Source organism: Nocardia sp. NPDC060255, from assembly GCF_042727395.1.
Classification (GTDB): Bacteria; Actinomycetota; Actinomycetes; order Mycobacteriales; family Mycobacteriaceae; genus Nocardia.
In genome coordinates this window covers 356,331-378,711 of the sequence record NZ_JBHXAU010000003.1, presented here as the reverse complement: position 1 = coordinate 378,711, position 22,381 = coordinate 356,331, and the positions used below count along the sequence as shown (strand labels likewise).

At 67.7% G+C, this 22,381-nt stretch carries 22 protein-coding genes; 12 read left to right on the top strand and 10 right to left on the bottom strand.

What is annotated here, in order from left to right; translation table 11 throughout:
- Positions 1 to 135: 135 nt before the first annotated feature.
- From leuC to ACFWF1_RS10060, 3 genes are all read left to right on the top strand, one after another.
- Positions 136 to 1,557, top strand: a complete 1,422-nt coding sequence (gene leuC, locus ACFWF1_RS10070) for a 3-isopropylmalate dehydratase large subunit (protein ID WP_379284812.1) — start codon at positions 136 to 138, stop codon at positions 1,555 to 1,557.
- 35 nt (positions 1,558 to 1,592) lie between these two features.
- Complete coding sequence (gene leuD, locus ACFWF1_RS10065) at positions 1,593 to 2,201, top strand: 3-isopropylmalate dehydratase small subunit (protein WP_135232543.1); 609 nt, start codon at positions 1,593 to 1,595, stop codon at positions 2,199 to 2,201.
- 156 nt (positions 2,202 to 2,357) lie between these two features.
- The gene (locus tag ACFWF1_RS10060) at positions 2,358 to 3,017 is read left to right on the top strand and encodes an HU family DNA-binding protein (protein ID WP_357378180.1); all 660 of its coding nucleotides are present in this window, start codon (positions 2,358 to 2,360) and stop codon (positions 3,015 to 3,017) included.
- A gap of 147 nt (positions 3,018 to 3,164) precedes the next feature.
- On the opposite strand, the gene ACFWF1_RS10055 is transcribed toward ACFWF1_RS10060, so the two are convergent.
- From ACFWF1_RS10055 to cofC, 3 genes are all read right to left on the bottom strand, one after another.
- Entirely contained in the window at positions 3,165 to 4,115 is a 951-nt protein-coding gene (locus tag ACFWF1_RS10055; protein ID WP_379284811.1) for an NUDIX domain-containing protein, read from the bottom strand.
- Between the two features lie 20 nt (positions 4,116 to 4,135).
- Positions 4,136 to 6,295, bottom strand: coding sequence for an RNA degradosome polyphosphate kinase (locus ACFWF1_RS10050; RefSeq protein ID WP_379284810.1), 2,160 nt, complete (start codon positions 6,293 to 6,295; stop codon positions 4,136 to 4,138).
- 160 nt (positions 6,296 to 6,455) lie between these two features.
- Positions 6,456 to 7,139 carry a 2-phospho-L-lactate guanylyltransferase gene (cofC, locus tag ACFWF1_RS10045; RefSeq protein ID WP_379284809.1) on the bottom strand — a complete coding sequence of 228 codons (684 nt, stop codon included), beginning with the start codon at positions 7,137 to 7,139 and terminating at the stop codon, positions 6,456 to 6,458.
- Positions 7,140 to 7,170: 31 nt separating this feature from the next.
- On the opposite strand from cofC, the gene ACFWF1_RS10040 reads away from it, so the two are divergent.
- Both ACFWF1_RS10040 and ACFWF1_RS10035 read left to right on the top strand, forming a co-directional pair.
- Entirely contained in the window at positions 7,171 to 8,166 is a 996-nt protein-coding gene (locus tag ACFWF1_RS10040) for an NAD(P)H-dependent glycerol-3-phosphate dehydrogenase (protein WP_379284808.1), read from the top strand.
- Between the two features lie 79 nt (positions 8,167 to 8,245).
- Positions 8,246 to 9,346, top strand: coding sequence for a D-alanine--D-alanine ligase family protein (locus tag ACFWF1_RS10035; protein ID WP_379284807.1), 1,101 nt, complete (start codon positions 8,246 to 8,248; stop codon positions 9,344 to 9,346).
- A 4-nt stretch (positions 9,347 to 9,350) separates the two neighbouring features.
- Here the strand turns inward: ACFWF1_RS10035 and ACFWF1_RS10030 are convergent, their stop codons facing one another.
- Entirely contained in the window at positions 9,351 to 10,025 is a 675-nt protein-coding gene (locus ACFWF1_RS10030) for a DUF3515 domain-containing protein (RefSeq protein WP_379284806.1), read from the bottom strand.
- A gap of 175 nt (positions 10,026 to 10,200) precedes the next feature.
- Here ACFWF1_RS10030 and ACFWF1_RS10025 point away from each other — a divergent pair, with 175 nt between their 5' ends.
- Genes ACFWF1_RS10025 through ACFWF1_RS10010 form a run of 4 tightly spaced genes read left to right on the top strand, consistent with a single transcriptional unit; the run spans position 10,201 to position 13,122 of the window.
- Complete coding sequence (locus tag ACFWF1_RS10025) at positions 10,201 to 11,172, top strand: thiamine-phosphate kinase (protein ID WP_379284805.1); 972 nt, start codon at positions 10,201 to 10,203, stop codon at positions 11,170 to 11,172.
- 11 nt (positions 11,173 to 11,183) lie between these two features.
- Entirely contained in the window at positions 11,184 to 11,867 is a 684-nt protein-coding gene (locus ACFWF1_RS10020; protein ID WP_357378196.1) for a uracil-DNA glycosylase, read from the top strand.
- A gap of 54 nt (positions 11,868 to 11,921) precedes the next feature.
- Positions 11,922 to 12,200: a hypothetical protein gene (locus ACFWF1_RS10015; RefSeq protein WP_357378197.1), complete on the top strand. Its 279-nt coding sequence runs from the start codon at positions 11,922 to 11,924 to the stop codon at positions 12,198 to 12,200.
- Between the two features lie 58 nt (positions 12,201 to 12,258).
- Entirely contained in the window at positions 12,259 to 13,122 is an 864-nt protein-coding gene (locus ACFWF1_RS10010; RefSeq protein ID WP_379284804.1) for an alpha/beta fold hydrolase, read from the top strand.
- Between the two features lies 1 nt (position 13,123).
- Here the strand turns inward: ACFWF1_RS10010 and ACFWF1_RS10005 are convergent, their stop codons facing one another.
- The 3 genes from ACFWF1_RS10005 to rpmB form a co-directional block, all read right to left on the bottom strand.
- Positions 13,124 to 13,903: an enoyl-CoA hydratase/isomerase family protein gene (locus ACFWF1_RS10005; protein ID WP_379284803.1), complete on the bottom strand. Its 780-nt coding sequence runs from the start codon at positions 13,901 to 13,903 to the stop codon at positions 13,124 to 13,126.
- Positions 13,904 to 13,994: 91 nt separating this feature from the next.
- A complete protein-coding gene (locus tag ACFWF1_RS10000; RefSeq protein ID WP_379284802.1) occupies positions 13,995 to 14,558 on the bottom strand; it encodes a GNAT family N-acetyltransferase in 564 nt (187 codons plus the stop codon).
- Between the two features lie 85 nt (positions 14,559 to 14,643).
- Complete coding sequence (gene rpmB, locus ACFWF1_RS09995; RefSeq protein ID WP_011210730.1) at positions 14,644 to 14,835, bottom strand: 50S ribosomal protein L28; 192 nt, start codon at positions 14,833 to 14,835, stop codon at positions 14,644 to 14,646.
- Between the two features lie 297 nt (positions 14,836 to 15,132).
- On the opposite strand from rpmB, the gene ACFWF1_RS09990 reads away from it, so the two are divergent.
- Together ACFWF1_RS09990 and recG are read left to right on the top strand one after the other, a co-directional pair.
- A complete protein-coding gene (locus ACFWF1_RS09990; protein WP_379284877.1) occupies positions 15,133 to 16,782 on the top strand; it encodes a DAK2 domain-containing protein in 1,650 nt (549 codons plus the stop codon).
- A complete protein-coding gene (gene recG, locus ACFWF1_RS09985; RefSeq protein WP_379284801.1) occupies positions 16,783 to 19,068 on the top strand; it encodes an ATP-dependent DNA helicase RecG in 2,286 nt (761 codons plus the stop codon).
- 30 nt (positions 19,069 to 19,098) lie between these two features.
- Here the strand turns inward: recG and ACFWF1_RS09980 are convergent, their stop codons facing one another.
- On the bottom strand, positions 19,099 to 19,503 hold the full coding sequence (locus tag ACFWF1_RS09980) for a nuclear transport factor 2 family protein (RefSeq protein ID WP_379284800.1): 405 nt from the start codon (positions 19,501 to 19,503) through the stop codon (positions 19,099 to 19,101).
- A 132-nt stretch (positions 19,504 to 19,635) separates the two neighbouring features.
- Between ACFWF1_RS09980 and ACFWF1_RS09975 the strand changes: the two genes are divergently transcribed.
- Positions 19,636 to 20,601, top strand: a complete 966-nt coding sequence (locus tag ACFWF1_RS09975) for an LLM class flavin-dependent oxidoreductase (RefSeq protein ID WP_379284799.1) — start codon at positions 19,636 to 19,638, stop codon at positions 20,599 to 20,601.
- Here the strand turns inward: ACFWF1_RS09975 and ACFWF1_RS09970 are convergent.
- Complete coding sequence (locus ACFWF1_RS09970; RefSeq protein WP_379284798.1) at positions 20,580 to 22,001, bottom strand: short-chain fatty acyl-CoA regulator family protein; 1,422 nt, start codon at positions 21,999 to 22,001, stop codon at positions 20,580 to 20,582. The two genes, ACFWF1_RS09975 and ACFWF1_RS09970, sit on opposite strands and share 22 nt — an antisense overlap.
- Before the next feature lie 166 nt (positions 22,002 to 22,167).
- Positions 22,168 to 22,341 carry a DUF1737 domain-containing protein gene (locus tag ACFWF1_RS09965; protein WP_379284797.1) on the bottom strand — a complete coding sequence of 58 codons (174 nt, stop codon included), beginning with the start codon at positions 22,339 to 22,341 and terminating at the stop codon, positions 22,168 to 22,170.
- Between the last annotated feature and the right edge of the window lie 40 nt (positions 22,342 to 22,381).

The following is a 22,381-nucleotide window of genomic DNA, read 5'->3' as shown; positions in this document are numbered from 1 at the left end:
ATCCACTTCGGCGTCTGCGCGCCGCGGAATCTCCTACGAGGCATCCGACCTCGCACATACCCGAAAACTCGTGCAACCGCCGCCGCGCGCCCAGCCCGGACCGCGACCGGATGCTTGTCGAAAGGTGATCGAGAAATGGCACAGCCACGCACCATGGCCGAAAAGGTGTGGGAGCAGCACGTCGTAACCCACGGTTCGGGTGAGGGCGCCGGGCGCGAACCCGACCTGATCTACATCGACCTGCATCTGGTGCACGAGGTGACCAGCCCGCAGGCGTTCGACGGCCTGCGCGCGGCGGGCCGGCCGGTACGGCGGCCCGACCTGACCATCGCGACCGAGGACCACAACGTCCCGACCGCCGACATCGATAAGCCCATCGCGGACCCGATTTCGCGCACCCAGGTGGACACCCTGCGCCGTAACTGTGCGGAATTCGGTGTGCGCCTGCATCCGATGGGCGATCTGGACCAGGGCATCGTGCACGTGGTCGGCCCGCAACTCGGCCTCACCCAGCCGGGCATGACGGTGGTGTGCGGCGACAGCCACACCTCGACGCACGGCGCGTTCGGCGCGCTGGCGATGGGTATCGGCACCTCCGAGGTCGAGCATGTCCTTGCCACCCAGACACTCTCGCTGCGCCCGTTCAAGACGATGGCGATCACCGTGGACGGCACGCTGGCGCCCGGCGTGACGAGCAAGGACCTGATTCTGGCCGTCATCGCGAAAATCGGCACCGGCGGCGGCCAGGGCTATGTGCTGGAGTACCGCGGCGAGGCGATTCGCGCCATGTCGATGGAGGCGCGAATGACCATCTGCAACATGTCCATCGAGGCGGGCGCCAGGGCGGGCATGATCGCTCCGGACGAAACGACCTATGAATTCCTCGAAGGACGCCCGCACGCCCCGCAGGGAGCCGACTGGACGGCAGCAGTGGCCGCCTGGGAGTCGCTGAAGACCGACGACGGCGCGGCGTTCGACGCCGAGGTGCACATCGACGCCGCCGAGCTGACCCCGTTCGTCACCTGGGGCACCAACCCGGGACAGGGCGCGCCCCTTGGCGAATCGGTGCCGGACCCCGCCCAGATCGCGGACGAGACGGCGCGCGAGTCGGCGGCGAAAGCGCTGCGGTACATGGATTTGGAGCCGGGTACTCCGCTTCGGGATGTGGCGGTCGACACGGTATTCGTCGGTTCGTGCACCAACGGGCGCATCGAAGATTTGCGTGCTGTCGCCGAGGTTTTAAAAGGACGCAAGGTCGCTGACTCGGTGCGAATGTTGGTTGTACCGGGCTCTATGCGGGTTCGTGCGCAGGCCGAATTAGAAGGACTGGGCGAGATTTTCACCACGGCGGGCGCCGAATGGCGGCAGGCGGGCTGCTCAATGTGCCTGGGAATGAATCCGGATCAGCTCGAGCCCGGTCAGCGCTGCGCATCGACGTCGAACCGGAACTTCGAGGGCCGGCAGGGCAAAGGTGGCCGCACGCACCTGGTTTCGCCGCTCGTGGCCGCCGCGACCGCGGTGCGCGGAACCCTGTCCTCACCTGCGGATCTGGACTGACCGGACGCGATACCCCTACCGACTCAGGAGAATCAATGGAAGCCTTCACCGTGCACAAGGGGATCGGCGTGCCGTTCCGCCGTTCCAATGTCGATACCGATCAGATCATCCCGGCTGTGTACCTGAAGCGGGTGACCCGCACGGGATTCGAGGACGGGCTCTTCGCCGCGTGGCGTAACGATCCGGACTTCATTCTGAACAACGAGCCGTACAACCGGGGCAGTGTGCTGGTAGCGGGTCCCGATTTCGGCACGGGATCCTCTCGTGAGCACGCCGTTTGGGCGCTGTCGGACTACGGCTTTCGGGTGGTGATCTCGTCTCGCTTCGCCGACATCTTCCGCGGCAATGCCGGTAAGGGCGGGCTGTTGGCCGCTCAGATGTCACAGAACGATGTCGAAATGCTCTGGAAGTTGCTCGAGGAACAGCCCGGACTCGAATTGGTTGTGGACCTCGAGGCGCGCACGGTGACTGCCGGAACCGCCGTGTTGCCGTTCGATATTGATGACTACACGCGGTGGCGTCTGCTCGAAGGATTGGACGACATCGGGCTCACGCTGCGCCGCAGCGACACCATCGCCGAGTTCGAAAACGCAAGGCCAGCATGGAAACCCACTACCCTGCCGGCACGTATTTCGCAGTCCTAAACACCCTTGGGAGTTAGCTGGATGGCACCGGGGCCGATAGCTGGACGTGTGCTAAACCACATGAATTTTGGCGTGGCACATAGACTCTTGCCCATTCTGGGTTTACCGTGGTACCTAGTCGGTCCGACGACGGGCCATTAGTCTGCGGAGGATTCAATGAACAAGGCGGAACTGATCGACGTTCTGACCGAAAAGTTGGGTACTGATAGGCGCACGGCCACCGCGGCAGTCGAGCATGTGGTCGACACCATCGTGCGCGCGGTGCACAAGGGTCAGAGCGTCACAATCACCGGATTCGGTGTGTTCGAACAGCGCAAGCGTGCGGCTCGAGTCGCCAGGAACCCGCGCACCGGCGAAACCGTCAAGGTGAAGCCCACTTCGGTGCCTGCGTTCCGTCCGGGTGCTCAGTTCAAGGCCGTGATCGCGGGCAAGCAGAAGCTCGCCCAGAGCGGTCCCGCCGTCAAGCGCGGCGTGAATGCCCCGGTGGCAGCCAAGAAGGCGGCCGCCAAGAAGACGGCGGCGAAGAAGACCGCCGCCAAGAAGGCCACCCCCACAAAGGGCCCGGCCAAGACCACGGCCAAGAAGGCTGCGAAGAAGGCGCCCGCAAAGACCGCTGCTCGCAAGACGACTGCGGCCAAGGCGCCTGCCAAGAAGACGGTCGCCAAGAAGACCGCGGTGAAGAAGGCTCCGGCCAAGAAGGTCACCGCCGCCAAGAAGACGGTCGCCAAGAAGACCGCCGCCAAGAAGACGGTCGCCAAGAAGGCTCCGGCCAAGAAGTCGGCTGCCAAGAAGGCTCCCGCTCGCGGTCGCCGCTAGATACTGCGCCAGTACGGTATTGGCGCCGGATGACCGGCCGTAAGGCCGAATCATTCGCTGTACCGATCGAACACGGCCCCGGAACCAAGGTTCCGGGGCCGTTTCGGTTGTCCAGGGGCATCTTTCAGAGCAGTAGAGTCCGGTTTTCTACTCCGATGGTCGAGACTTCACGAAGTCGGAGTTCAGCGACCGGTCCAGATGGTCGGCGGCGACCAGCCTGCCGTCGACGAAAGACAGCACCCACACACTGCCCTTGCGGTTGCGCGCGGACGGCAGCGTGATGCCGTCGCGCTCCGCCCACCACCGCAGCAGATCGGGAATTACCTTGCCCTGACTGCAAACAACGGGCACCTCGGTATCGGGGATCAGCGCGAGGATCCGTTGCCGCGTCTCGTCCTGCGCTGCGGCATAACCGATTTCGGAAAGCAGCGGCTCGAGGATGATCTCGGTGTCGAGCTTCTCGGCCAGCGGCGTCACCGTCTGCACGCAGCGCACCGGATCGGCGGAGTGGATCTCAGATGCCCCGAACGCCAGCAGATTCGACACCAGGGCGCGCGCTTGGGCCTGTCCGGACCGATCCAGTGGGCGCAGCGGATCCGGACCGGAGAAGCGGTCTCGCCGACCAGCTTTCGCGTGCCGCACCAACAGCATGGTGCGGGTGTTCGCGGGCAGCCGGGTGAACGCGCGCAGCACCTGCCGATCCATCGGATAGGACAGCTGCTCCATCACCCGGTCCAGCGAGTACCAATTCAGCACGTCCACTTCGTCATTCGAGGTGAACTCGCCGCCGGCCACCTCGGCCGCCCAGTAGTCGACCCGCTTCAGCTTGCGGTGTCCCGGAACGGGATAGGTGACATGACCGAGGTAGCGGCCGAGCTTGCAGTCCAGACCGGTCTCCTCGCGCACCTCGCGGACCGCGGCGAGCACCGGCGTCTCACCGGGATCGAGCTTGCCCTTGGGCAGCGACCAATCCTGATACTTCGGCCGGTGCACGACGGCGATCTCCAGCGCGCCGTTCGTCGCCCGCCGCCACACCACCGCGCCAGCGGCGTGAATGTTGGCGGTAATACGGGGATCCCAGAAGGGGCCCCCTTCCATTTCGTACCCCGTAGCACCACTCACTGCTGTTCGGGCCTCCGCAGGCGCATCAAGAACTCTTGGTGGTCACGCACTTTGACGTCGTCGTCGCCCGCGTGCTCGGGCCGGGCCAGCCAATTGCCCTCCGGGGTGAGTACCCAGCAGCGGGTGTCGGGATGCAACGCGGAGTCGAAAACCTGACCGAGCTGCTCGGTCAGCCGCGGATCCTTCACCTGCGCCATCACTTCCACCCGCCGGTCGAGGTTGCGGTGCATCATGTCGGCGCTGCCGATCCAATACTGTTCTTGCGCCTGAAAGTGCATTACGCGTGAGTGCTCGAGGAAGCGGCCCAGGATCGAGCGCACTTCGATGTTCTCGCTCATACCCGGCACGCCGGGCCGCAGTCCGCAGATGCCACGCACCACGATCTGCACCGGAACGCCGGCCAGCGAGGCCCGATACAGCGCGTCGATGATCTCCTCGTCGACGATCGCATTGGCCTTCAACCGGATTCGGGCGTCCTTGCCCTGCGCGGCCAGTTCGGTCTCGCGCTGGATCCGCTCGATGATGCCTGCGCGCACACCGTGCGGCGCGACAAGCAGGTTGCGGTAGTTCTCTTTTCGCGAGTAACCGGTCAGCGAATTGAACAGGTCGGTCAGGTCCGCGCCGATTTCCGGTGCGGCGGTGAGCAATCCGACATCCTCGTAGAGCCGCGCGGTCTTCGGGTTGTAGTTGCCGGTGCCGATGTGGCAGTAGCGGCGGATGGTCGCGCCCTCGCGGCGCACCACAAGGCAGGTCTTGCAGTGCGTCTTGAGGCCGATGAGGCCGTAGACCACGTGCACGCCTGCCTGTTCCAGCGCGCGGGCCCATTTGATGTTGGCCTGCTCGTCGAACCGCGCCTTGATCTCGACCAGCGCGACGACCTGCTTGCCCGCCTCGGCCGCGTCGATGAGCGCGTTGACGATCGGTGAGTCGCCGGAGGTGCGGTAGAGCGTCTGCTTGATCGCGAGCACCTGCGGGTCGGCGGCGGCCTGTTCGATGAACCGCTGCACGCTGGTGGAGAACGAGTCGTAGGGGTGATGCACCAGCACGTCGCCCTCGCGCAGCGCCGCGAACACGTTGCGCGGGGTCTCCCGCTCGCCGAACGCGGGCGGGGTGGCGGGCACGTAGGGCGCGTCTTTGAGGTTGGGCCGGTCCACCCCGTACACCTGCCACAGGCAGGACAGGTCGAGCAGGCCGGGCACCTGGATCACGTCGCCGGGATCGACATCGAGTTCGCGCAACAACAATTCGAGCATGTGCTCGGTCATGTCGTCGGAAACCTCCAGGCGCACCGGCGATCCGAAGCGGCGGCGCGCGAGTTCGCGTTCCAGCGCCTGCAACAGATCCTCGTCGCGGTCCTCGTCGACCTCGAAGTCGGCGTTGCGGGTGATCCGGAACGAGTGCTGCTCAACCACTTCCATGCCGGGGAACAGCAGATCGAGGTGCGCCGCGATCAGCTCCTCCATCGGCAGGAAGGCGGCGATGGTCGAACCGGCGTCGGTGCGGCGCACCCGGACGAACCGATCGACGTTGTCCGGCACCTTGACTCGCGCGAAGTGCTCGCCGCCGGTAGCGGAATCCTTCACCGTCACCGCGAGATTCAGGCTCAGGCCGCTGATGTAGGGGAACGGATGCGCCGGATCCACCGCGAGCGGGGTGAGCACCGGGAAGACCTGATCCTGGAAGTGGCCCGAGAGACGTTGGCGCTCATCGTCGTTCAGGTCGGTCCAGTCGATGATCGCGATGCCCTCGGCGGTGAGTGCGGGCAGCACGTCGTCGAGGAAGACCCGCGCGTGCCGCACGGCGATCTCCTGCGCGCGGGCGGCGATCAGTTCCAGCTGCTCACCGGGCGAGCGTCCGTCCGCGGAACGGACCAGCAGGCCGGTCTCGGCGCGGCGCTTCAAACCCGCGACCCGGACCATGTAGAACTCGTCGAGGTTCGACGCGAAGATGGCCAGGAATTTGGCGCGCTCCAGCAGGGACAGCGACGCGTCCTCCGCGAGCGCGAGCACCCGGGCGTTGAAATCGAGCCAGCTCAACTCACGGTTGAGGTAGCGATCACGTGGCAACTGTTCGACGGTCGCATCGGTCTGTACCGGCGTCGCCGCGGGTGGCGGCGTCGGAAGCAACTGCGTCTTGACGGTCTCGGTATCGCTCATGCCGTTACCTCGCTGGGGCTGGGCACCGACACGCGCGATGCGCGCTGGCAGTTGGATAGCTCGCTTCGCTCACTCACGCCAACGATCATCCCTTACCAACGGGGTGCTGTGGACCCCGACACTATGATTGCCGTGAGCATCACCACACGCTGGCGATCTCCTAGCACACTCGCCGAACCGGCTGATGAACACGATCTGGCCAGCCGATGTCGTGCAGCGCGACGCTGGTCGCATTGCCCGCGCCGAGCTCAATGGCCAGGTCCAGGTCCTCGGCCGTGTCGACATCCAGCCGTAAACCGGGCCAATCGCCCGTCAGGTCGATCGCACCGGCGGCGATGTGTTTGCCCGCCGAACCGGGGCCGAACCGGGGTTCGAGGTCGGCGACGGGATCGCGGACAAGTAGCGCGGCCGTGCCGGTGCCCGCGTGATCGACCACGATCGAGCGCATGCCGCGCGGCGCGAGCGTCAGCACGTCGGCCAGTTCCGCCGCGCGCAGCGCGGGCAGGTCGGCCTGCAACGCGAGGAGATCGACCGGACCGTGCCGGTGCCGCAGCCCGGCCGCGGCGTCAGCCAGCGCGCTGTTCAGTCCGTCCAGTCCGGCGGAGCGTGGCTCGGGATGCACCGCGGCGCCCATCGACTGTGCCAGGTCGGCCACGACCGGATCGGGCGTGACCACGACGATCGAGGCGATCTCCGGAACGGCCGCGGCGGCGGACAAGGTGTCGGCGAGCATGGCGAGGACCAGCCGGGCCCGGTGTTCCGGGCGCAGCCGGTCGGCCAGTCGGCTCTTGGCCTGATCGAGGCTCTTCACCGCGATCACGGCATGCACAGCGTGCGGGCGCATGCGTCCAATCCTTCCATGGCATATTGGGCAGATGACGAGGGCGGCAGTTATGGGCGCGGGATCTTGGGGGACCGCGTTCGCGAAGGTGTTGGCGGACGCGGGAACCGAGGTCACCATCTGGGCGCGACGACCCGAAGTCGCCGAAATACTGCACACCCAACATCGCAATCCCTCTTACCTCACCGATATTCCGCTGCCCCCGCTGGCGGCCACCCACGACCCGGCTGTCGCGCTCGACGGCGCCGACATCGTGGTGCTCGCGGTGCCGTCCCAATCGCTGCGCGCGAATCTCGAACAGTGGAAGGGGCTGATCGCACCGGACGCGTCACTGCTCAGCTTGGCCAAGGGCATCGAGAACGGCACGCTGCTGCGGATGAGTCAGGTGATCGGCGAGGTCACCGGGGCCGACGAGAGCCGCGTCGCGGTGCTGTCCGGCCCGAATCTGGCGCACGAGATCGCCGTCGGTCAGCCCGCCGCCACCGTGATCGCCTGTACCGATGCCGATCGTGCCGTGGCATTGCAGCACGCGAGCGCCACCGGATACTTCCGCCCCTACACCAACATCGATGTGATCGGCTGCGAGGTCGGCGGTGCGAGCAAGAACGTGATCGCCCTCGCCTGCGGCATCGCGTCCGGAATGGGCTTGGGGGACAACACCGTCGCCAGCATTATCACCCGCGGCCTCGCCGAGATCATCCGGCTCGGCGTGGCCCTCGGTGCCGAACCGGCCACCCTCTCCGGCCTGGCCGGCGTCGGCGACTTGGTCGCCACCTGCACCTCACCGCTGTCGCGCAACCGCTCCTTCGGCCATGCCCTCGGCGCGGGCGGCTCGATGGAAACCGCCCAGGAAGCAACGCACGGCCAGGTAGCCGAGGGCGTCAAGTCCTGCACCTCGATTCGCGCCCTCGCCGTGAAACACGACGTCGACATGCCCCTCACCACCGCCGTGAACCAGGTCTGCCACGAGGGCATGGCGGTCCGCGAAGCCGTCGGCAATCTGCTCGGCCGGCGGATCAAGCCGGAGTAGTCGCAGCACGGACACGCGCCGCAGTTACGCCAATGGGTAGCGGTGGGGACTACGCGCCGCGACGGGTACGGTTCGGGGCATGACGAAGCGGATCCGGGTGGCTGTGGTTTTCGGCGGGCGGAGCAATGAGCACGCCGTCTCCTGCGTGTCGGCGGGCAGCGTGCTGCCGAACCTGGACCCGGAGAAGTACGACGTCGTGCCGATCGGCATCAGCACCGAAGGCACCTGGGTGCTGGCCGATTCGAACGTCGCGGCGCTGGGGTTTCACGATCGCGCGCTGCCGTCGGTCGACGCCACCGGTACGGCGTTGACCTTGGCGTCCGGTCCGAGTAACTCGGGTGCGCTTGTCGCACTCGACGATCCGGGCGCCACCCTCGGTTCGGTGGACGTGGTGTTCCCGCTGTTGCACGGACCGTTCGGCGAGGACGGCACGCTGCAGGGCATGCTGGAGCTCGCCGGTGTGCCGTACGTCGGTGCGGGCGTGCTGGCCAGCGCGGCGGGTATGGACAAGGAGTTCACCAAGAAACTCCTTGCGGCAGAGGGCTTGCCGGTCGGCATTCAGGTGGTGTTGCGGCCGGGTACCGAGACGGTGAGCGAGGCGGACCGGGCCCGGCTCGGGCTGCCGGTGTTCGTGAAGCCCGCGCGCGGAGGTTCGTCGATCGGCATCACGAAGGTCGACGACTGGACCGAGTTGGCCGCGGCCATCGCCACGGCCCGGACGCACGACCCGAAGGTGATCGTCGAGGCGGGCATCGTCGGCCGCGAAGTCGAGTGCGGCGTACTGGAATTCCCGGACGGCCGGGTGGAAGCCAGTGTGCTGTCGGAGATCCGGATGCCGGAGGAAGGCGCCGCCGCGAATCCCGAGTTCTACGACTTCGAGACCAAATACCTCGACGACGTCTGTGAATTCGACGTACCGGCGAAGCTGGACGACGACGTTTCCGACAGCGTCCGGGAACTCGCGGTGCGGGCGTTCCGCGCACTGGACTGTCAGGGCCTGGCCCGCGTCGACTTCTTCGTCACCGCCGATGGACCGGTGATCAACGAGATCAACACCATGCCCGGCTTCACGCCGATCTCCCAGTACCCGCGGATGTGGGAGGCCACCGGCATCGACTACCAGGACCTGGTGTCGATCCTGGTCGAGACGGCACTCGCGCGCGGTACCGGGCTTCGCTGACCCCTCAGTTGGGGAGGGGGCCCGGATCGAGTGGGGTGGCGGGGAGGTTGGCGGTGATGGTGTCGGAGACTGCTTGTAGGGGGGTGGGGCCGGAGCCGTCGGGGACGGTCAGGGCGATGTAGGTTTCGCGGTCGACGGCGAACCAGGTGCTGGCCTTGGCGGCTTGGTCGCGGGCCTCGAACCACTGGACGCCGTTCACGATCTGCAGGGCTGAGGCGCGGTTGAATTCGAGGGGGCGGTCGAGGCCGCAGCGCAGGACGATCGGGTCGCCGCCGTCGGTGTGCTGCCAGGCGCGGGTGGCCGGCGGGGAAGGTTCGACGAGGGTGGATTTGGTGTAGTCGCCGAGTTCGGTCGGCAGGGCGGGGAGCAGGTTGGTGCAGGCGGGGCCGGTCGCGGCGGGGGCGGGGACCGGGCCGAGGACCAGCGGTTCGCGTTCGACGGGGGCGTTGCGGGCGAAGATCGCGATCACCAGCACGACGACGACCAGGGCGACCGGTAATGCGACGGCGGTGGCGATGAGTGCCGGGGAGTGCTGGCGGGTGCTCGCGGTCGAGGCGGTGCCGTTCGCCGAGGTGTCCGCGGATTCGGTGTCCGACGGACCGTCCGCGGGCGAGGTGCTCTCGGCGACCTGTCCGGCCGTGTCCTTCGCCGAATCGTGGTCCGACGATTCCGCCGCCATGCTCACCGATCCTTCCTGTTGCGCTGACCGGGCGGTCGGCGGCCGCGAAGCCGCGGCGGTGCCGTGACCGGCCCGGTGGCAGTCGATTGCCCTGAAAAGGGTACCTTCGGGTCGATTCCAGCCGTCAGGGCGTCTGAAAGGACCGGTCATCAGCGAGCACACGGGACCAAGGACGGTGCGTGAACTGGGCGAGTTCGCGTTGATCGAGCGGATCAACCGCGGCCGGGTCCAAGCGCCGAGCGTGCTGCTCGGGCCCGGTGACGACGCCGCCCTGGTCGCCGCGCCGGACGGCCGGTTCGTGGTCACCACCGACATGCTCGTGCAGGACCGGCATTTCCGCCTCGACTGGTCGAGCCCCGAGGACATCGGCCGCAAGGCAATCGCGCAGAACGCGGCCGATGTGGTGGCGATGGGCGCGTGGCCGAGCGCGTTCGTGGTGGCGCTCGGCTGTCCGGCCGACACCGGGCTGGATGTGATCGATGGCCTGACCGACGGAATGTGGGCCGAGGCGACTCGCGCGGGCGCCTCTATCGCGGGCGGCGATCTGGTTCGCAGCCGCGAGCTCGTCATCTCGGTGACCGCGTTCGGCGATCTGCGTGGCCGCGCGCCCATCACGAGAGCCGGTGCGCGCGTGGGGGACACGGTCGCCGTCGCGGGCCGCCTCGGCTGGTCGGCCGCTGGTCTGGCGATCCTGACCGCGGGCATCGAATCTGCCGACTTCACCGAAGCGCTTGCCGCGCACCGTGTCCCGCAGCCGCCATATTCGGCAGTGCTGAATGCGCACACCGAGACAGGGCTGAACGCACTGACGGATGTATCCGACGGCCTACTGGCGGATCTCGGCCATATCGCCGAATTATCCGGTGTCGCTATTGATCTGGATTCGTCCGCATTGCAAGACCACTCACTCGCCGATATTGCCGCCCGCATGGATGCCGATGCGGCGCAATGGATTCTGACCGGCGGCGAGGATCACGCATTCGTCGGCACCTGGTCGGCCGCGGGTGACCTGCCCGCCGGATGGGTGCCGATCGGCCGCGTGTGCGCCGGTCACGGCGTCACGGTCGACGGCGCGGCGCGGCCGGGCAGCACCGGCTGGGAATCATTCGGTGGGGCGGACTCGGCGGTCGCGAACGAACCACGATAAGTTGTGCGGTCATGGGCGCGAAACCACTGTCGGAAATTGTGGATCCGGGATGGGCGAAGGCACTCGAGTCGGTGGCGGAACGCATTTCCGCCATGGGCGAGTTCCTGCGCGAAGAGAACGCGGCGGGCCGCGGTTATCTACCGGCCGGTGAGAACGTGCTACGCGCCTTCCAGCGCCCCTTCGACGCGGTCCGCGTGCTGGTCGTCGGCCAGGATCCGTATCCGACGCCCGGCCATGCGATGGGCCTGAGTTTCTCTGTCGCGCCGGATGTTTCACCGGTCCCGCGCAGCCTGGCGAACATCTTCGCCGAATACACCAAGGATCTCGGCCACCCGACGCCGTCCTGCGGCGACCTGAGCCCCTGGTCCGATCAGGGCGTGCTGATGCTGAACAGGGTGCTCACCGTGGCGCCCGGCCAGCCCGCCTCGCATCGCGGCAAGGGCTGGGAGGCGGTGACCGAGCAGGCCATTCGCGCGCTGGTCGCGCGGGACGAGCCGCTGGTCGCGATCCTCTGGGGCCGTGACGCGGCGACCCTCAAGCCGACCCTGGTCGAGGCCGAGATCCCCTACATCGAGTCCGCGCATCCGTCGCCGCTGTCGGCGTCGCGCGGCTTCTTCGGTTCGCGCCCGTTCTCCCGAGTGAACGAACTGCTCGATGAACTCGGTGCCGAACCCGTTGACTGGCGCCTGCCCTGAGCCGGCGTCTGTGTGTGAGTTACCTAGATTGATTGTCGAGTGAGGAGCTTTTCCATGCCCAACACCACCGTTCGCGGCGTTCTGCGCGGCACCACCGCCACCCTGGCCCTCTGTGCCGCCCTCGCGGGCGGCGCCGCGACCGCGAATGCCTCGGGGCTGCCGCTGGAGCCTGCCACGGAGACCACCTCGGCACCGGCCGCCGATACCTCGTCGACGCAGATCGGCGAGGAATTCACCTCCAACGGCTCCTCCACCATTTCCTCCTCGGTCAACGCCAAGGTGGCCTGCCTGCTGCAGCGCACCCTCAGCGCCTCCGGCAAGTGGGACTGCTGAACCAACCGTTCGGGAGGCTCGCCGCGAACCGTAACCGGTTCTATGCGATGCTCGGTTCGTGAGTAATGCGAACAATCTTCTCGAGCCCGCGCCCTTCCGGCTGCGCGGCTCGGGTGGGCTGGAGCTGGCCGCCGACCAGTTCGGCCCGGCCGACGGTCCGCTCGTCGTCTTCCTGCACGGCGGCGGGCAGACCAGGCACTCGTGGAAACAGACCGGCGCCAAACTCGGCGCCGCGGGCATGCGCGTGGTCACGCTGGACGCGCGCGGACACGGCGACAGCGCGTGGTCCGCAGACGGCGACTACCGCCGCGACACCATGGTGCGCGACCTGCTACTCGCGCTCGAACAGCTCGGTGCGCCCGCCGTCGTGGTCGGGGCGAGCATGGGCGGCATCACCGGCCTGCTCGCCACCGCCACGCCCGGCGGCGAGGCGATCAGCGCGCTGGTGCTCGTCGACATCGTGACCAGGCCCGAGAAGGCCGGTGTCGCGCGGGTGATCGAATTCCTCGGCAAGCACCGCGACGGCTTCGACAGCCTCGAGCAGGTGGCCGATGCCGTCGCCGAATACCTGCCGCATCGGCCGCGCCCGAAGAATACCGACGGATTGCTGCGCAACCTGCGCGAGCGCGACGGCCGCTGGTACTGGCACTGGGACCCGGACATGCTGTCCGGCCGGGTCGAGGACGCGTCGGAGATGACCGACCAGCTGGAAGCCGCCGCGCGCAAGCTGACGATTCCGGTGATGCTGGTGCGCGGCCTGCAGTCGGACGTGGTGAGTGCCGAAGGCGCCGCGGCGTTTCAGGAGTTGGTGCCGCAGCTGCAGCTGGTCGAGATCGGCGGCGCGGCGCACACCGCGGCCGGTGACGACAACGATGCGTTCACCGACGCGGTCGCGAAGTTCGTCCTGCAGACCAATCAGTGAGTTACCGGTAGTTCGGCTTGCGCTTCTCGACGAACGCGTCGACGCCCTCGCGGCCGGTCGCGTTGTTGGCCGCCGCGGCGATCGCATCGCGTTCGCGATCCAGCTGATCGCCGAGCAGCGACGAAGAAGACTGTGCGAGAAGGGTTTTGATGCTCGCGTAGGTGGAACGTGGTCCGGCCGCGAGGGTTCGGGCCAGGTTCAGCGCCTCGGCCTGCACCTCGTCGTCGGCGACCAGCCTGCTGAGGATGCCGAGCCGGACCGCCTCGTCGGCGTCCAAAACCGCGTCGGTGAGCAGGATTTCGCGGGCTCGGCCGAGTCCGACGATGCGCGGCAGCGTCCAGGACATGCCGCCGTCGGGGCTGAGGCCGATGCCGGGGTAGGCCGGGCGCAGCTTGGTGCTCGGCCCGCCGAGTGCGATGTCGGCGGCACAGACCAGGCTCATTCCGGCGCCCGCCGCCCAGCCCTGAACGCCGGCGACCACCGGGATGGTGGTCGCGTCGAGTGCGCGCACGAAGTGGTGCAGATCCGTTGCCAGGCCGTAGATGTGGGCCGCCCGATCGGCCGCTGCCGCGAAGCCGCGGACATTGCCGCCCACGCAGAAGTTCGAGCCGGTGCCAGTCAGCAGCACCGCGCCGACCTCGGAGCCGAGCGAGCGCAGCGCGGCCGTGCCCGCGACGATCCCGCCGAAGTCCATGGACGTGCCGTTGGCGGCGGTCGCGATGGTGATCTGCAGAACGCCGTCGACGGAAGTCACGTACCCGGCTTGCTCGGTGGAGGTCATGATCAGCACCCTAGGGCCCACGGAATTTGCTGATCCAGTCGAGTCCACCATCTCGGTGCTTGTCGCTTCCGTTGCGGTGGGTTCTTCGTTCTCAGCAAGAGCCCTCCCGGGCAGGCCGGCCTGGCCCAGGTGTACCGGGGCTCGGATGTCCCTGGAATTCGCCCGGCGCGCGCACCATCTTGACCTCGATCGACGGTGAGAAGGCCTCTACTCTGCTGGTGCCGTCCAGTGCGAAACCGTGTTTGCGGTAGAAGGCCAGTGCGCGTGGATTCTGTTCGAAGACCCACAGCGAGTACGGCTTCGACGGGTCCAGCGCGGCTCGCAGCAGATCTTGCGCGACGCCGGTGCCGTACCACGGCGAACGAACGTACAGCGCATACAACTGGTGTGCGGGCTCCGGCGGATCGTCGCGGGTCTCGCCCGCGCTGGCGAAGCCGATCACTTGCGCATCGACCAGCGCGACCCAGGTGTGCCCGGGGTACTTGACCCGGTTGCGCTCCCATTGCTCGGCGCGCCGGTCGACGTCGAAAGCGTCCAGCACGTGCGCGGGCACCAGATCGCGGTAGGCCTCCCGCCAGCAGGCGATGTGGCATTCGGCGAGCGGGTAGGCGTGCTCGGCGGCGAGCGGGGTGATGCGCCAGTCGGGCTCGGTCATACCTGCCTATCGATGACGAAGCCCCGGACCACCTGTGAGGGTGCCGGGGCGTGCGTCGGTACTCGTACCAGGTCGGTCGTGGCAATCAGCCGCGGACGACCTTGCCCGCCTTGAGGCAGGAGGTGCACACGTTCATGCGACGGGTGTTACCCGGCGCAACCTGGGCGCGAACGGTCTGGATGTTCGGGTTCCAGCGACGGTTGGTGCGCCGGTGCGAGTGCGAGACCGACTTCCCGAAGCCGGGGCCCTTGGCGCAGACGTCGCAGACGGCAGCCATAGTCGCGAACTCCTTCATGTCATGTGGAGGACCGTCGCCCGCGGGCGGCATGTCCGGAAACAATGTATTGACGTACCCCTGCCGATGTACATCGGCCAGCGCAAACCGGCAACGGTCACGCGAAGGCAACCCTGCAAGGGTAGCGGGACCGCCCCGGATCCACCAAACCGGGTGGGCTGCGGACCTTGCTGGCATGCGCGGTGGGTGCCGACAGTATGTCGGTTGCGCCCGCTAACCTTGCGGGCGGTGCAGGTGGCGACGATTAAAGGGGTGACGGTGCCCGGAGTGCGGGATGTGATGGACGGCACGGCGTTGCTGCGCTGGGGCCGAGCCTGCCTCGACGGTTTGGAAAACCGGCGCGAGGAGATCAACGCACTCAATGTCTTCCCTATCCCGGACGCGGATACCGGCACCAACCTGCTCGCCACGATGCGCGCCGCGATGGACGCGGCGGCGGCGCGCGGTCCGGTGGACGCGTTGTCGGCGCACGACGTCGCCGCCGCGATGGCGCGCGGCGCGACCATCGGCGCGCGCGGCAACTCCGGCATCATCCTGTCGCAGGTCCTGCGCGGTATCGCCGAGGCTGTCCGGAGCGAACCGCTCACCGCCACCACGCTGCGCGATGCCCTGAACCGCGCCTCGGTCCTGGTCCGCGAGGCCTTGAGCGAGCCGATCGAAGGCACCATCCTTACTGTCCTGGACTGTGCGGCCGCGAGTGCGGCGTCGTGCCGGGACACCTCGCTCGCCGAGGTGGCGCTGGCGGCCGCCGACGGCGCCGCCAAGGCGCTCGGTGACACACCGTCCCAGCTCGGCGTGCTGCGCGCGGCCGGAGTGGTCGACGCGGGTGCGCGCGGGTTGGTGGTGCTGCTGGACAGCCTCGTCTCGATCACCTTCGGGGAGATCCCCGCTCGCCCGGAGTACACCCCGCGTGAGCCCGTCACCGTGCGATCCGCCGAGGACAACCGCGAAACCAGTTCGGCGGAACCGCAATACGAGGTGATGTATCTGCTCGCCGACACCGACCAGGACCAGGTGGCGCAGCTGCGCGCCCGCCTCGCCGAGCTCGGCGACTCCGTGGTGGTCGTCGGCGACGGCGACTCTTTCTGGTCTGCCCACGTGCACTGCGCGGATGCGGGTGCCGCGGTGGAAGCCGGTCTCGCCGCCGGAAAGCTCAGCGGTATCCGCATCGAGAGCTTCGGGCCGACCGGCCGCGAGACGCCGCACGACATGACCTCCGGCCACCTCGTCACCCACACCACCATGGACTCCGCGAAGGAAGTGGACGGACCCGCCGACCGCGGGATCCTGGCGGTAGCGGCCGGTGACGGTGCGGCCGAACTGTTCGAGGATGCCGGCGCGGTGGTACTCGCCGGTGACGGCGTGGTGACCGCCGCCGGCCTGCTCGCCGCGATCCGAGCCATGCCGAATCGTGAGGTGCTTGTCCTGCCCAACGGCGCGTTACCCGCGCACGACCTGGTCGCGGTCGGTGTCGCCGCTCGTGACGCGCACCGCGACGTGCTCCTGCTGCCGAGCGGGTCCATGGTGCAGGGCCTCGCGGCGCTGGCCGTGCACGATCGCGGCCGGATCGCCGTCGACGACGCCTTCGCCATGTCGGAGGCCGCCGCGACCACCCGGTGGGGGTCGCTGCGCGCCGCGCCGGAACGGGCGCTCACCATGGTCGGCACCTGCGAAGCGGGCGACGGGCTCGGCCTGGTCGGCCAGGATGTCGTAGTGATCGACCATGATGTGCGGGCGGCCGGACTGACGCTGCTGGACCGGATGCTCGCGTTCGGCGGCGAGCTGGTCACCCTGCTGATGGGTGCGGCGGCGCCGGACGGCCTGGCCGGCGAACTCGCGGCACACATCGGCGAAAGCTTTCCCGGCGTGGAGGTCACCGTGTACTCCGGTGGGCAGCACGGGGATCTGGTGCAGATCGGAGTGGAGTAGATGGCGACCCTGAGTGATCGGCTGGACCATATTCTCGGCGTGAAGGCGGCGGGTTCGCTGGTCGACGCGTTCGACATGCACACGGTGGAGGACCTGCTCCGGCACTATCCGCTGCGCTATGCGACGCAGGGGCAGCCGCTCACCGAGGAAGAGCCGGAAGACGGCACGCACATCACTGTGATCGGCCGGATCACCAAGGCCGAGCTGCGGCCGATGCGCAACCGGCGCGGTTCGCTGCTGAAGGTGGTGCTGGACACCGGTTCCGGCACCGGCCGCGGTGTCGACGTCACCTTCTTCAACGGCGACAAGGTGAAATATGTTGTCCGGGAGGGTCTTCGGGCGATGATGTCGGGCACCGTGAACTACTGGCGGCCCGGTCAGTGGAACCTGAACCATCCAGGCTATCTGATCCTGCCCGAGAACGACGAGGACGAGTCGGTCGGCGCGGTGAAAACCGTGCGCGGCGGCGGTGACCTGCGCGGGCTGGCGCAGAGCGCGAAAGGCGCTGAGGGCGTGGACACCTCGTTCATGGAGCGGGAGTTCATCCCGGTGTATCCGGCCACCGCGAAGGTGCAGAGCTGGGACGTGCTCGCCTGCGTGCGACAGGTGCTCGATCAGCTGGACCCGATCGACGATCCGCTGCCGGACGCGATCAGGGACGACCGCTCGCTGATGAAGATCTCCGACGCGCTGCGCCTGATCCACCTGCCCGAACACAAGGCCGACATCGAACAGGCGCAGCAGCGTTTGCGTTTCGATGAGGCGCTGGCACTGCAGCTGGTGCTCGCCGAACGCCGCCACGAGGTGTCCGGCCGGGCCGCGCGCCCGTGCCCGCCGCGACCGGACGGCATCGCCGCCGAGTTCGAGAAGCGGCTGCCGTTCGAGCTGACCGCGGGCCAGCGGCAGGTGATCTCGGAAATCTCCGCCGACATGTCGCGCAGCCATCCGATGCACCGCTTGCTGCAGGGCGAGGTCGGCTCGGGCAAGACGATCGTCGCGCTGCAGGCGATGCTGCAGATCGTCGACGCCGGTCAGCAGTGCGCGTTGCTCGCGCCGACGGAAGTTCTTGCCGCCCAGCACTATCGGTCGCTGCGCGGGATGCTGGGCGATCTCGGCAACGCCGGTGAACTCGGCGCGGGCGAGAACGCGACCAAGGTGGTGCTGGTCACCGGTTCGATGTCGACCGCGACCAAGAAGGCCGCGCTGCTGGCGGCGATGACGGGTGAGGCGGGCATCGTGATCGGCACGCACGCGCTGATCCAGGACAACGTCGAGTTCTTCGACCTCGGCATGGTGGTCGTCGACGAGCAGCACCGGTTCGGTGTCGAGCAGCGGGATGCGTTGCGCGCCAAAGCGAAAGCGGGCACCAGCCCGCATCTGCTGGTGATGACCGCCACGCCGATCCCGCGCACCATCGCGATGACCACCCTCGGCGACCTGGAGACCTCGACACTCACCGAGCTGCCCAGGGGGCGTTCGCCGATCACCTCCAAAGTTGTTCCGCGCAGGCAACATCCGAACTGGGTGGACCGCGCGTGGGAGCGCATCGTGGAGGAGGTCAAGGCCGGTCGGCAGGCCTACGTGGTGTGCTCACGCATCGGTGACGACGAGGAGGCCGCCGGCAAGTCCGCCAAAGGCAAGTCGAAGGCGGCCGAGCCCGAAAAGGAAGGCCCGACAACGCAGGCCGCGCTGGACGTCTTCGAGATGCTGAGCACCGGCCCGCTGGCCGAACTGCGCGTCGGCCTGCTGCACGGCCGACTGCCCGCGGACGAAAAAGACCAGGTGATGCGCGCTTTCAACGACGGCTCCGTCGACGCGCTCGTCTGTACGACCGTGGTCGAGGTCGGCGTGGACGTGCCGAACGCGACCGTCATGGTGATCGTCGACGCGGACCGCTTCGGCGTCAGCCAGCTGCATCAGCTACGCGGCCGCATCGGCCGCGGCAAGCATCCCGGCCTGTGTTTGCTGGTCACCGATTCCGCCCCCAACGGTTCGGCGATGGCCCGATTGGACGCGGTCGCCGCCACCACCGACGGCTTCGAACTCGCCGTGCTCGACCTGCGCACCCGCCGCGAGGGCGACGTGCTCGGCGCCGCTCAGTCCGGCACCGCCCGCTCGCTGAAGCTGCTGTCGCTGCTCGATGATCTCGAAGTCATCACCGCCGCACAGGAACTCGCTCGCGAGATGGTAGCGGCCGATCCGGGTTTGCGGAAGCATCCCGGCTTGGCGAGCATGATGCACGCTGCGGTCGACTCCGAACGCCTGGAGTATCTGGCCAAGTCGTAATCGGCTGACCGGGAACCGAATAGGGGCACGTCATCCGGTCGTGACGGCGGTGATATGGGTGAGCGAACACCGCCAGCCCTGCTCGGTCTCGACGAAGACGTCCGTCGTCCACTCGTCGGCGTCGAACCGCTTGCCTTGGAAGTGCGCGGTATTGGTGGCCCGCACGGTCAGCACCGCGACATTGCCCCGGTATTCGATCGTGGCGTCGCTCACCCGCTGCATCGCCGAATGGCTGAGCACACCGGACTTGACCAGCGCGAGAAACCGCGCGGCCGGCGTGATCCCGTTTTCGGAGACCATGATCCAGTCGTCGGTCAGGTAGTCGGCGATCCGGGCCGCGTCGTTGGTGACGATGGCCGCCATCCACTCGTCGAGCAGCGCTACGAGGCGATCCTTGATCGTGTTGTCCGTACCGGAGGGGTGTGTCGTTTCCATGTTTCGCACGGTAAACCGGACTTCAGGGCCGAGGCTTGGACGAATGGAATGCGTGCGCCGAGTACGGCCGCTGCTATGTCGATTACCTGTCAGGTAATCGACATGGCGCACCGTGCGCGGGACGATCGGCGTGTGATCGAGGTCGGAATTCTGTTGCCGAGCCGGGAAACCGCGATGACCGGACGGCACGACGCACCGAGTCTGGTGCGTCTTGCGCAGGTCGCCGAGGACGCCGGATTCGACTCGGTGTGGACCGGTGATTCGCCGTTGGCGCGCACCAGGGTTGATCCACTCACCCTGCTCGGCGCTGTCGCCGCCGCGACGTCGCGGATCAGACTGGGCACCGCGGCCTGGACCGCGACATTGCGGCATCCACTGCTCGGCGCGCACGCGGCGGCGACCGTCGACCAACTCGGTCCGGACCGGCTGATGCTCGGACTCGGCGCGGGGTTCCCATTGCCGGAGAGTCGAGCCGAGTTCGACGCGGTCGGTGTCCCGTTCGACGAGCGCGTCGGCCGCCTGGACGAGACGGTGCGAATCTGGCGCGCGGCCTGGACGGGTGCCGCCGATTTCGACGGAAAGTATTGGCAGATAGCTGATCTGACGCGAGCGCTGCCGACTTCGACGCCGGGTGGGCCACCGCTCTGGCTGGCGGGTAGTGACACACCGAAGGTGCTCGCCCGAGTCGCTCGCCACTACGACGGTTGGCTGCCCTACCTCCCGGACCCGACCGCGTATGCCCGCGCCTGGCAGACGATCCAGCGGCAAACGACCCGCGCGGTGACTCCCGCGATGTACGCGACGATCGTGCTGGACCCGGACCCGGCGCGTGCGCAGACCGAGCTGGAAGACTATGTGCGCCAGTACTACCGTCGATCGCTGGCGGAAATGTCCACCATTCAGGCTTATTTCGGCGGCACCGCCGAACACTGCGCCGACTGGCTTGGTCGTTACCTCGACGCGGGCGCCACCCACTTCATCCTGCGCCTCGGTTCCCTGAACGTGCACCGGCAACTCGACCTGGTCGCCGAGAAACTCCTGCCCGCGTTGCGATCTCGTGCAGTAACCGGCGCGGATCAGTGCCCGATGCGCGGATAAGGCAGGTCGGTGCTGGTGTTCTCGGTGACCGCGAGCGGGCTGCCGATGTGCGGGAAGGCGCGCTGCGGGCAGGACGGCCGCTCACAGACCTTGCAGCCCGCGCCGATCTGCACCGCCGTCGTCGGGTCGTCGAGCTGGAGTCCGGCCGAATACACCAGCCGGTCCGCGTATTCGATGTCGCAGCCGAGCCCGATCGCGAAATTCTTTGTCGCGGTGCCGAATCCGTGCGGTGCGGTCATCGCGGTGCGCGCGATCCACAGGTAGCGACGCCCGTCCGGCATCTCCGCGATCTGCGGCAGGATGCGGCCGGGATGCGCGAACGCCTCGTGCACCACCCACAGCGGGCAGCTGCCGCCGACCCGGGAGAAGTGAAAGGCGGTGGCGGACTGGCGTTTCGAGATATTGCCCGCGCGGTCGGTACGGACGAAGAAGAACGGCACCCCGCGCTGGCCTTGCCGCTGCAGCGTGCTCAGTCGGTGGCAGATGGTTTCGAAGCCGACCTCGAAGCGCAGGCCGAGCAGGTCGATGTCGTAGTGCAGTTCCTCGGCCGAGCGTAGGAAACGCCCGTACGGCAGCACCAGTGCGCCGGCGAAGTAGTTGGCCAGCCCGATCCGCGCGAGCGTGCGGGATTCGCCGGTGAGCGAGGGGGTTTCGGCGAGCACCCCGTCCAGCTCGGTCCCGTACAGCAGGAACGCCAGCGTGGTCGCGATCTGAAAGGCGCGCTGCCCCGGTCGAAGTCGTCTGGCCAGAGTGAGCGTGCGGCTGTCGGGATCGTATTGCCGCTTCGGGATGGCCGGATCCGCGCCGTCGCCGCGCACCAGCACGGTGACCCCGGCGCGTTCCTCGGCGACCCTGGCGAGCTGGCGATCCAGCGAGCCGATGGTCAGGCCGGACTGCTCGAACAGCTGCTCGGCGGCGATATCGAGCTGCGGGATGTGATTGTGGTGGTCGTAGAAGAAGTCCCGCACATCCTCGTAGGGCATGGGCATGCCCGGCGCGCCGGTCGGCGCGGACACCCGGGCGGCGAGCAGGTCGAGCTGGTCGGTGGCGGCGCGCAGGCGGCGATGCATCGCGACGACGATCCTGGCGACCTCGGGCTGCCTGGTCGCCAGCTCCTCCACCTCGGTCAGTGGCGCGGTGTGCCCGCCGGCGGCGTCGATCAGCACCTCGTGCAGGTCGGACACGAGGCGCGCGTCCGAGTCCGCGGCGAAGAACTGGACGTCGAGGTCGAAGGTGGAGTTGAGTTTCAGCAGCACCGGGATGGTGAGCGGCCGCTGATCACGTTCCAGCTGGTTGAGATAACTGGGTGACAGATCAAGCGACTTGGCCAGTGCCGCCTGGGTGAGTCTGCGTTCCTCGCGCAACCGCCGAAGGCGCGCGCCCGCATACATCTTCCGCACGGAAAGATCGTAGTCCCGGGTCTTCGCAATCATCGCATTTCCGGGCTACTTCTACCTGGAAATATGCTGCTGCAAGGTATTTTGCGCGATATCCCGGCTGCGTAGCGTGCGAAGGGCAGTCACTGCCCAGCTCGGGCGTGGCGAAGAAACACATCCTACGTGCCTGCTAATCGTCGTCCCGGATCACCGCCTGTGCCGCAATCACGTTGGTGCCGTTGAAGGTAACCGCGGGGGAGCCGTGCAGTCGGTAGCCCTGCGCGAGCAGCTCGCTGATCCGTTCGCAGAACGAGGCGTCGTCGACGCCGGTGATCAAGCGGTAACGCAGTGGTTGGTCGGTCATGCCGTCAGCCTAGGGCGCGGGGCGGACAGTGCCGGAAAGT

Coding starts and splice junctions, on each gene's coding strand:
- ACFWF1_RS10040 (WP_379284808.1), top strand. CDS start 7,171: ATGACGAGGGCGGCAGTTATGGGCGCGGGATCTTGGGGGACCGCGTTC.
- ACFWF1_RS10020 (WP_357378196.1), top strand. CDS start 11,184: ATGGGCGCGAAACCACTGTCGGAAATTGTGGATCCGGGATGGGCGAAG.
- leuD (WP_135232543.1), top strand. CDS start 1,593: ATGGAAGCCTTCACCGTGCACAAGGGGATCGGCGTGCCGTTCCGCCGT.
- ACFWF1_RS09980 (WP_379284800.1), bottom strand. CDS start 19,503: ATGGAAACGACACACCCCTCCGGTACGGACAACACGATCAAGGATCGC.
- recG (WP_379284801.1), top strand. CDS start 16,783: ATGGCGACCCTGAGTGATCGGCTGGACCATATTCTCGGCGTGAAGGCG.
- ACFWF1_RS10005 (WP_379284803.1), bottom strand. CDS start 13,903: ATGACCTCCACCGAGCAAGCCGGGTACGTGACTTCCGTCGACGGCGTT.
- ACFWF1_RS10060 (WP_357378180.1), top strand. CDS start 2,358: ATGAACAAGGCGGAACTGATCGACGTTCTGACCGAAAAGTTGGGTACT.
- ACFWF1_RS10030 (WP_379284806.1), bottom strand. CDS start 10,025: ATGGCGGCGGAATCGTCGGACCACGATTCGGCGAAGGACACGGCCGGA.
- ACFWF1_RS10055 (WP_379284811.1), bottom strand. CDS start 4,115: ATGGAAGGGGGCCCCTTCTGGGATCCCCGTATTACCGCCAACATTCAC.
- cofC (WP_379284809.1), bottom strand. CDS start 7,139: ATGCGCCCGCACGCTGTGCATGCCGTGATCGCGGTGAAGAGCCTCGAT.
- ACFWF1_RS09990 (WP_379284877.1), top strand. CDS start 15,133: ATGGACGGCACGGCGTTGCTGCGCTGGGGCCGAGCCTGCCTCGACGGT.
- ACFWF1_RS10050 (WP_379284810.1), bottom strand. CDS start 6,295: ATGAGCGATACCGAGACCGTCAAGACGCAGTTGCTTCCGACGCCGCCA.
- ACFWF1_RS10035 (WP_379284807.1), top strand. CDS start 8,246: ATGACGAAGCGGATCCGGGTGGCTGTGGTTTTCGGCGGGCGGAGCAAT.
- leuC (WP_379284812.1), top strand. CDS start 136: ATGGCACAGCCACGCACCATGGCCGAAAAGGTGTGGGAGCAGCACGTC.
- ACFWF1_RS09965 (WP_379284797.1), bottom strand. CDS start 22,341: ATGACCGACCAACCACTGCGTTACCGCTTGATCACCGGCGTCGACGAC.
- rpmB (WP_011210730.1), bottom strand. CDS start 14,835: ATGGCTGCCGTCTGCGACGTCTGCGCCAAGGGCCCCGGCTTCGGGAAG.
- ACFWF1_RS10000 (WP_379284802.1), bottom strand. CDS start 14,558: ATGACCGAGCCCGACTGGCGCATCACCCCGCTCGCCGCCGAGCACGCC.
- ACFWF1_RS10015 (WP_357378197.1), top strand. CDS start 11,922: ATGCCCAACACCACCGTTCGCGGCGTTCTGCGCGGCACCACCGCCACC.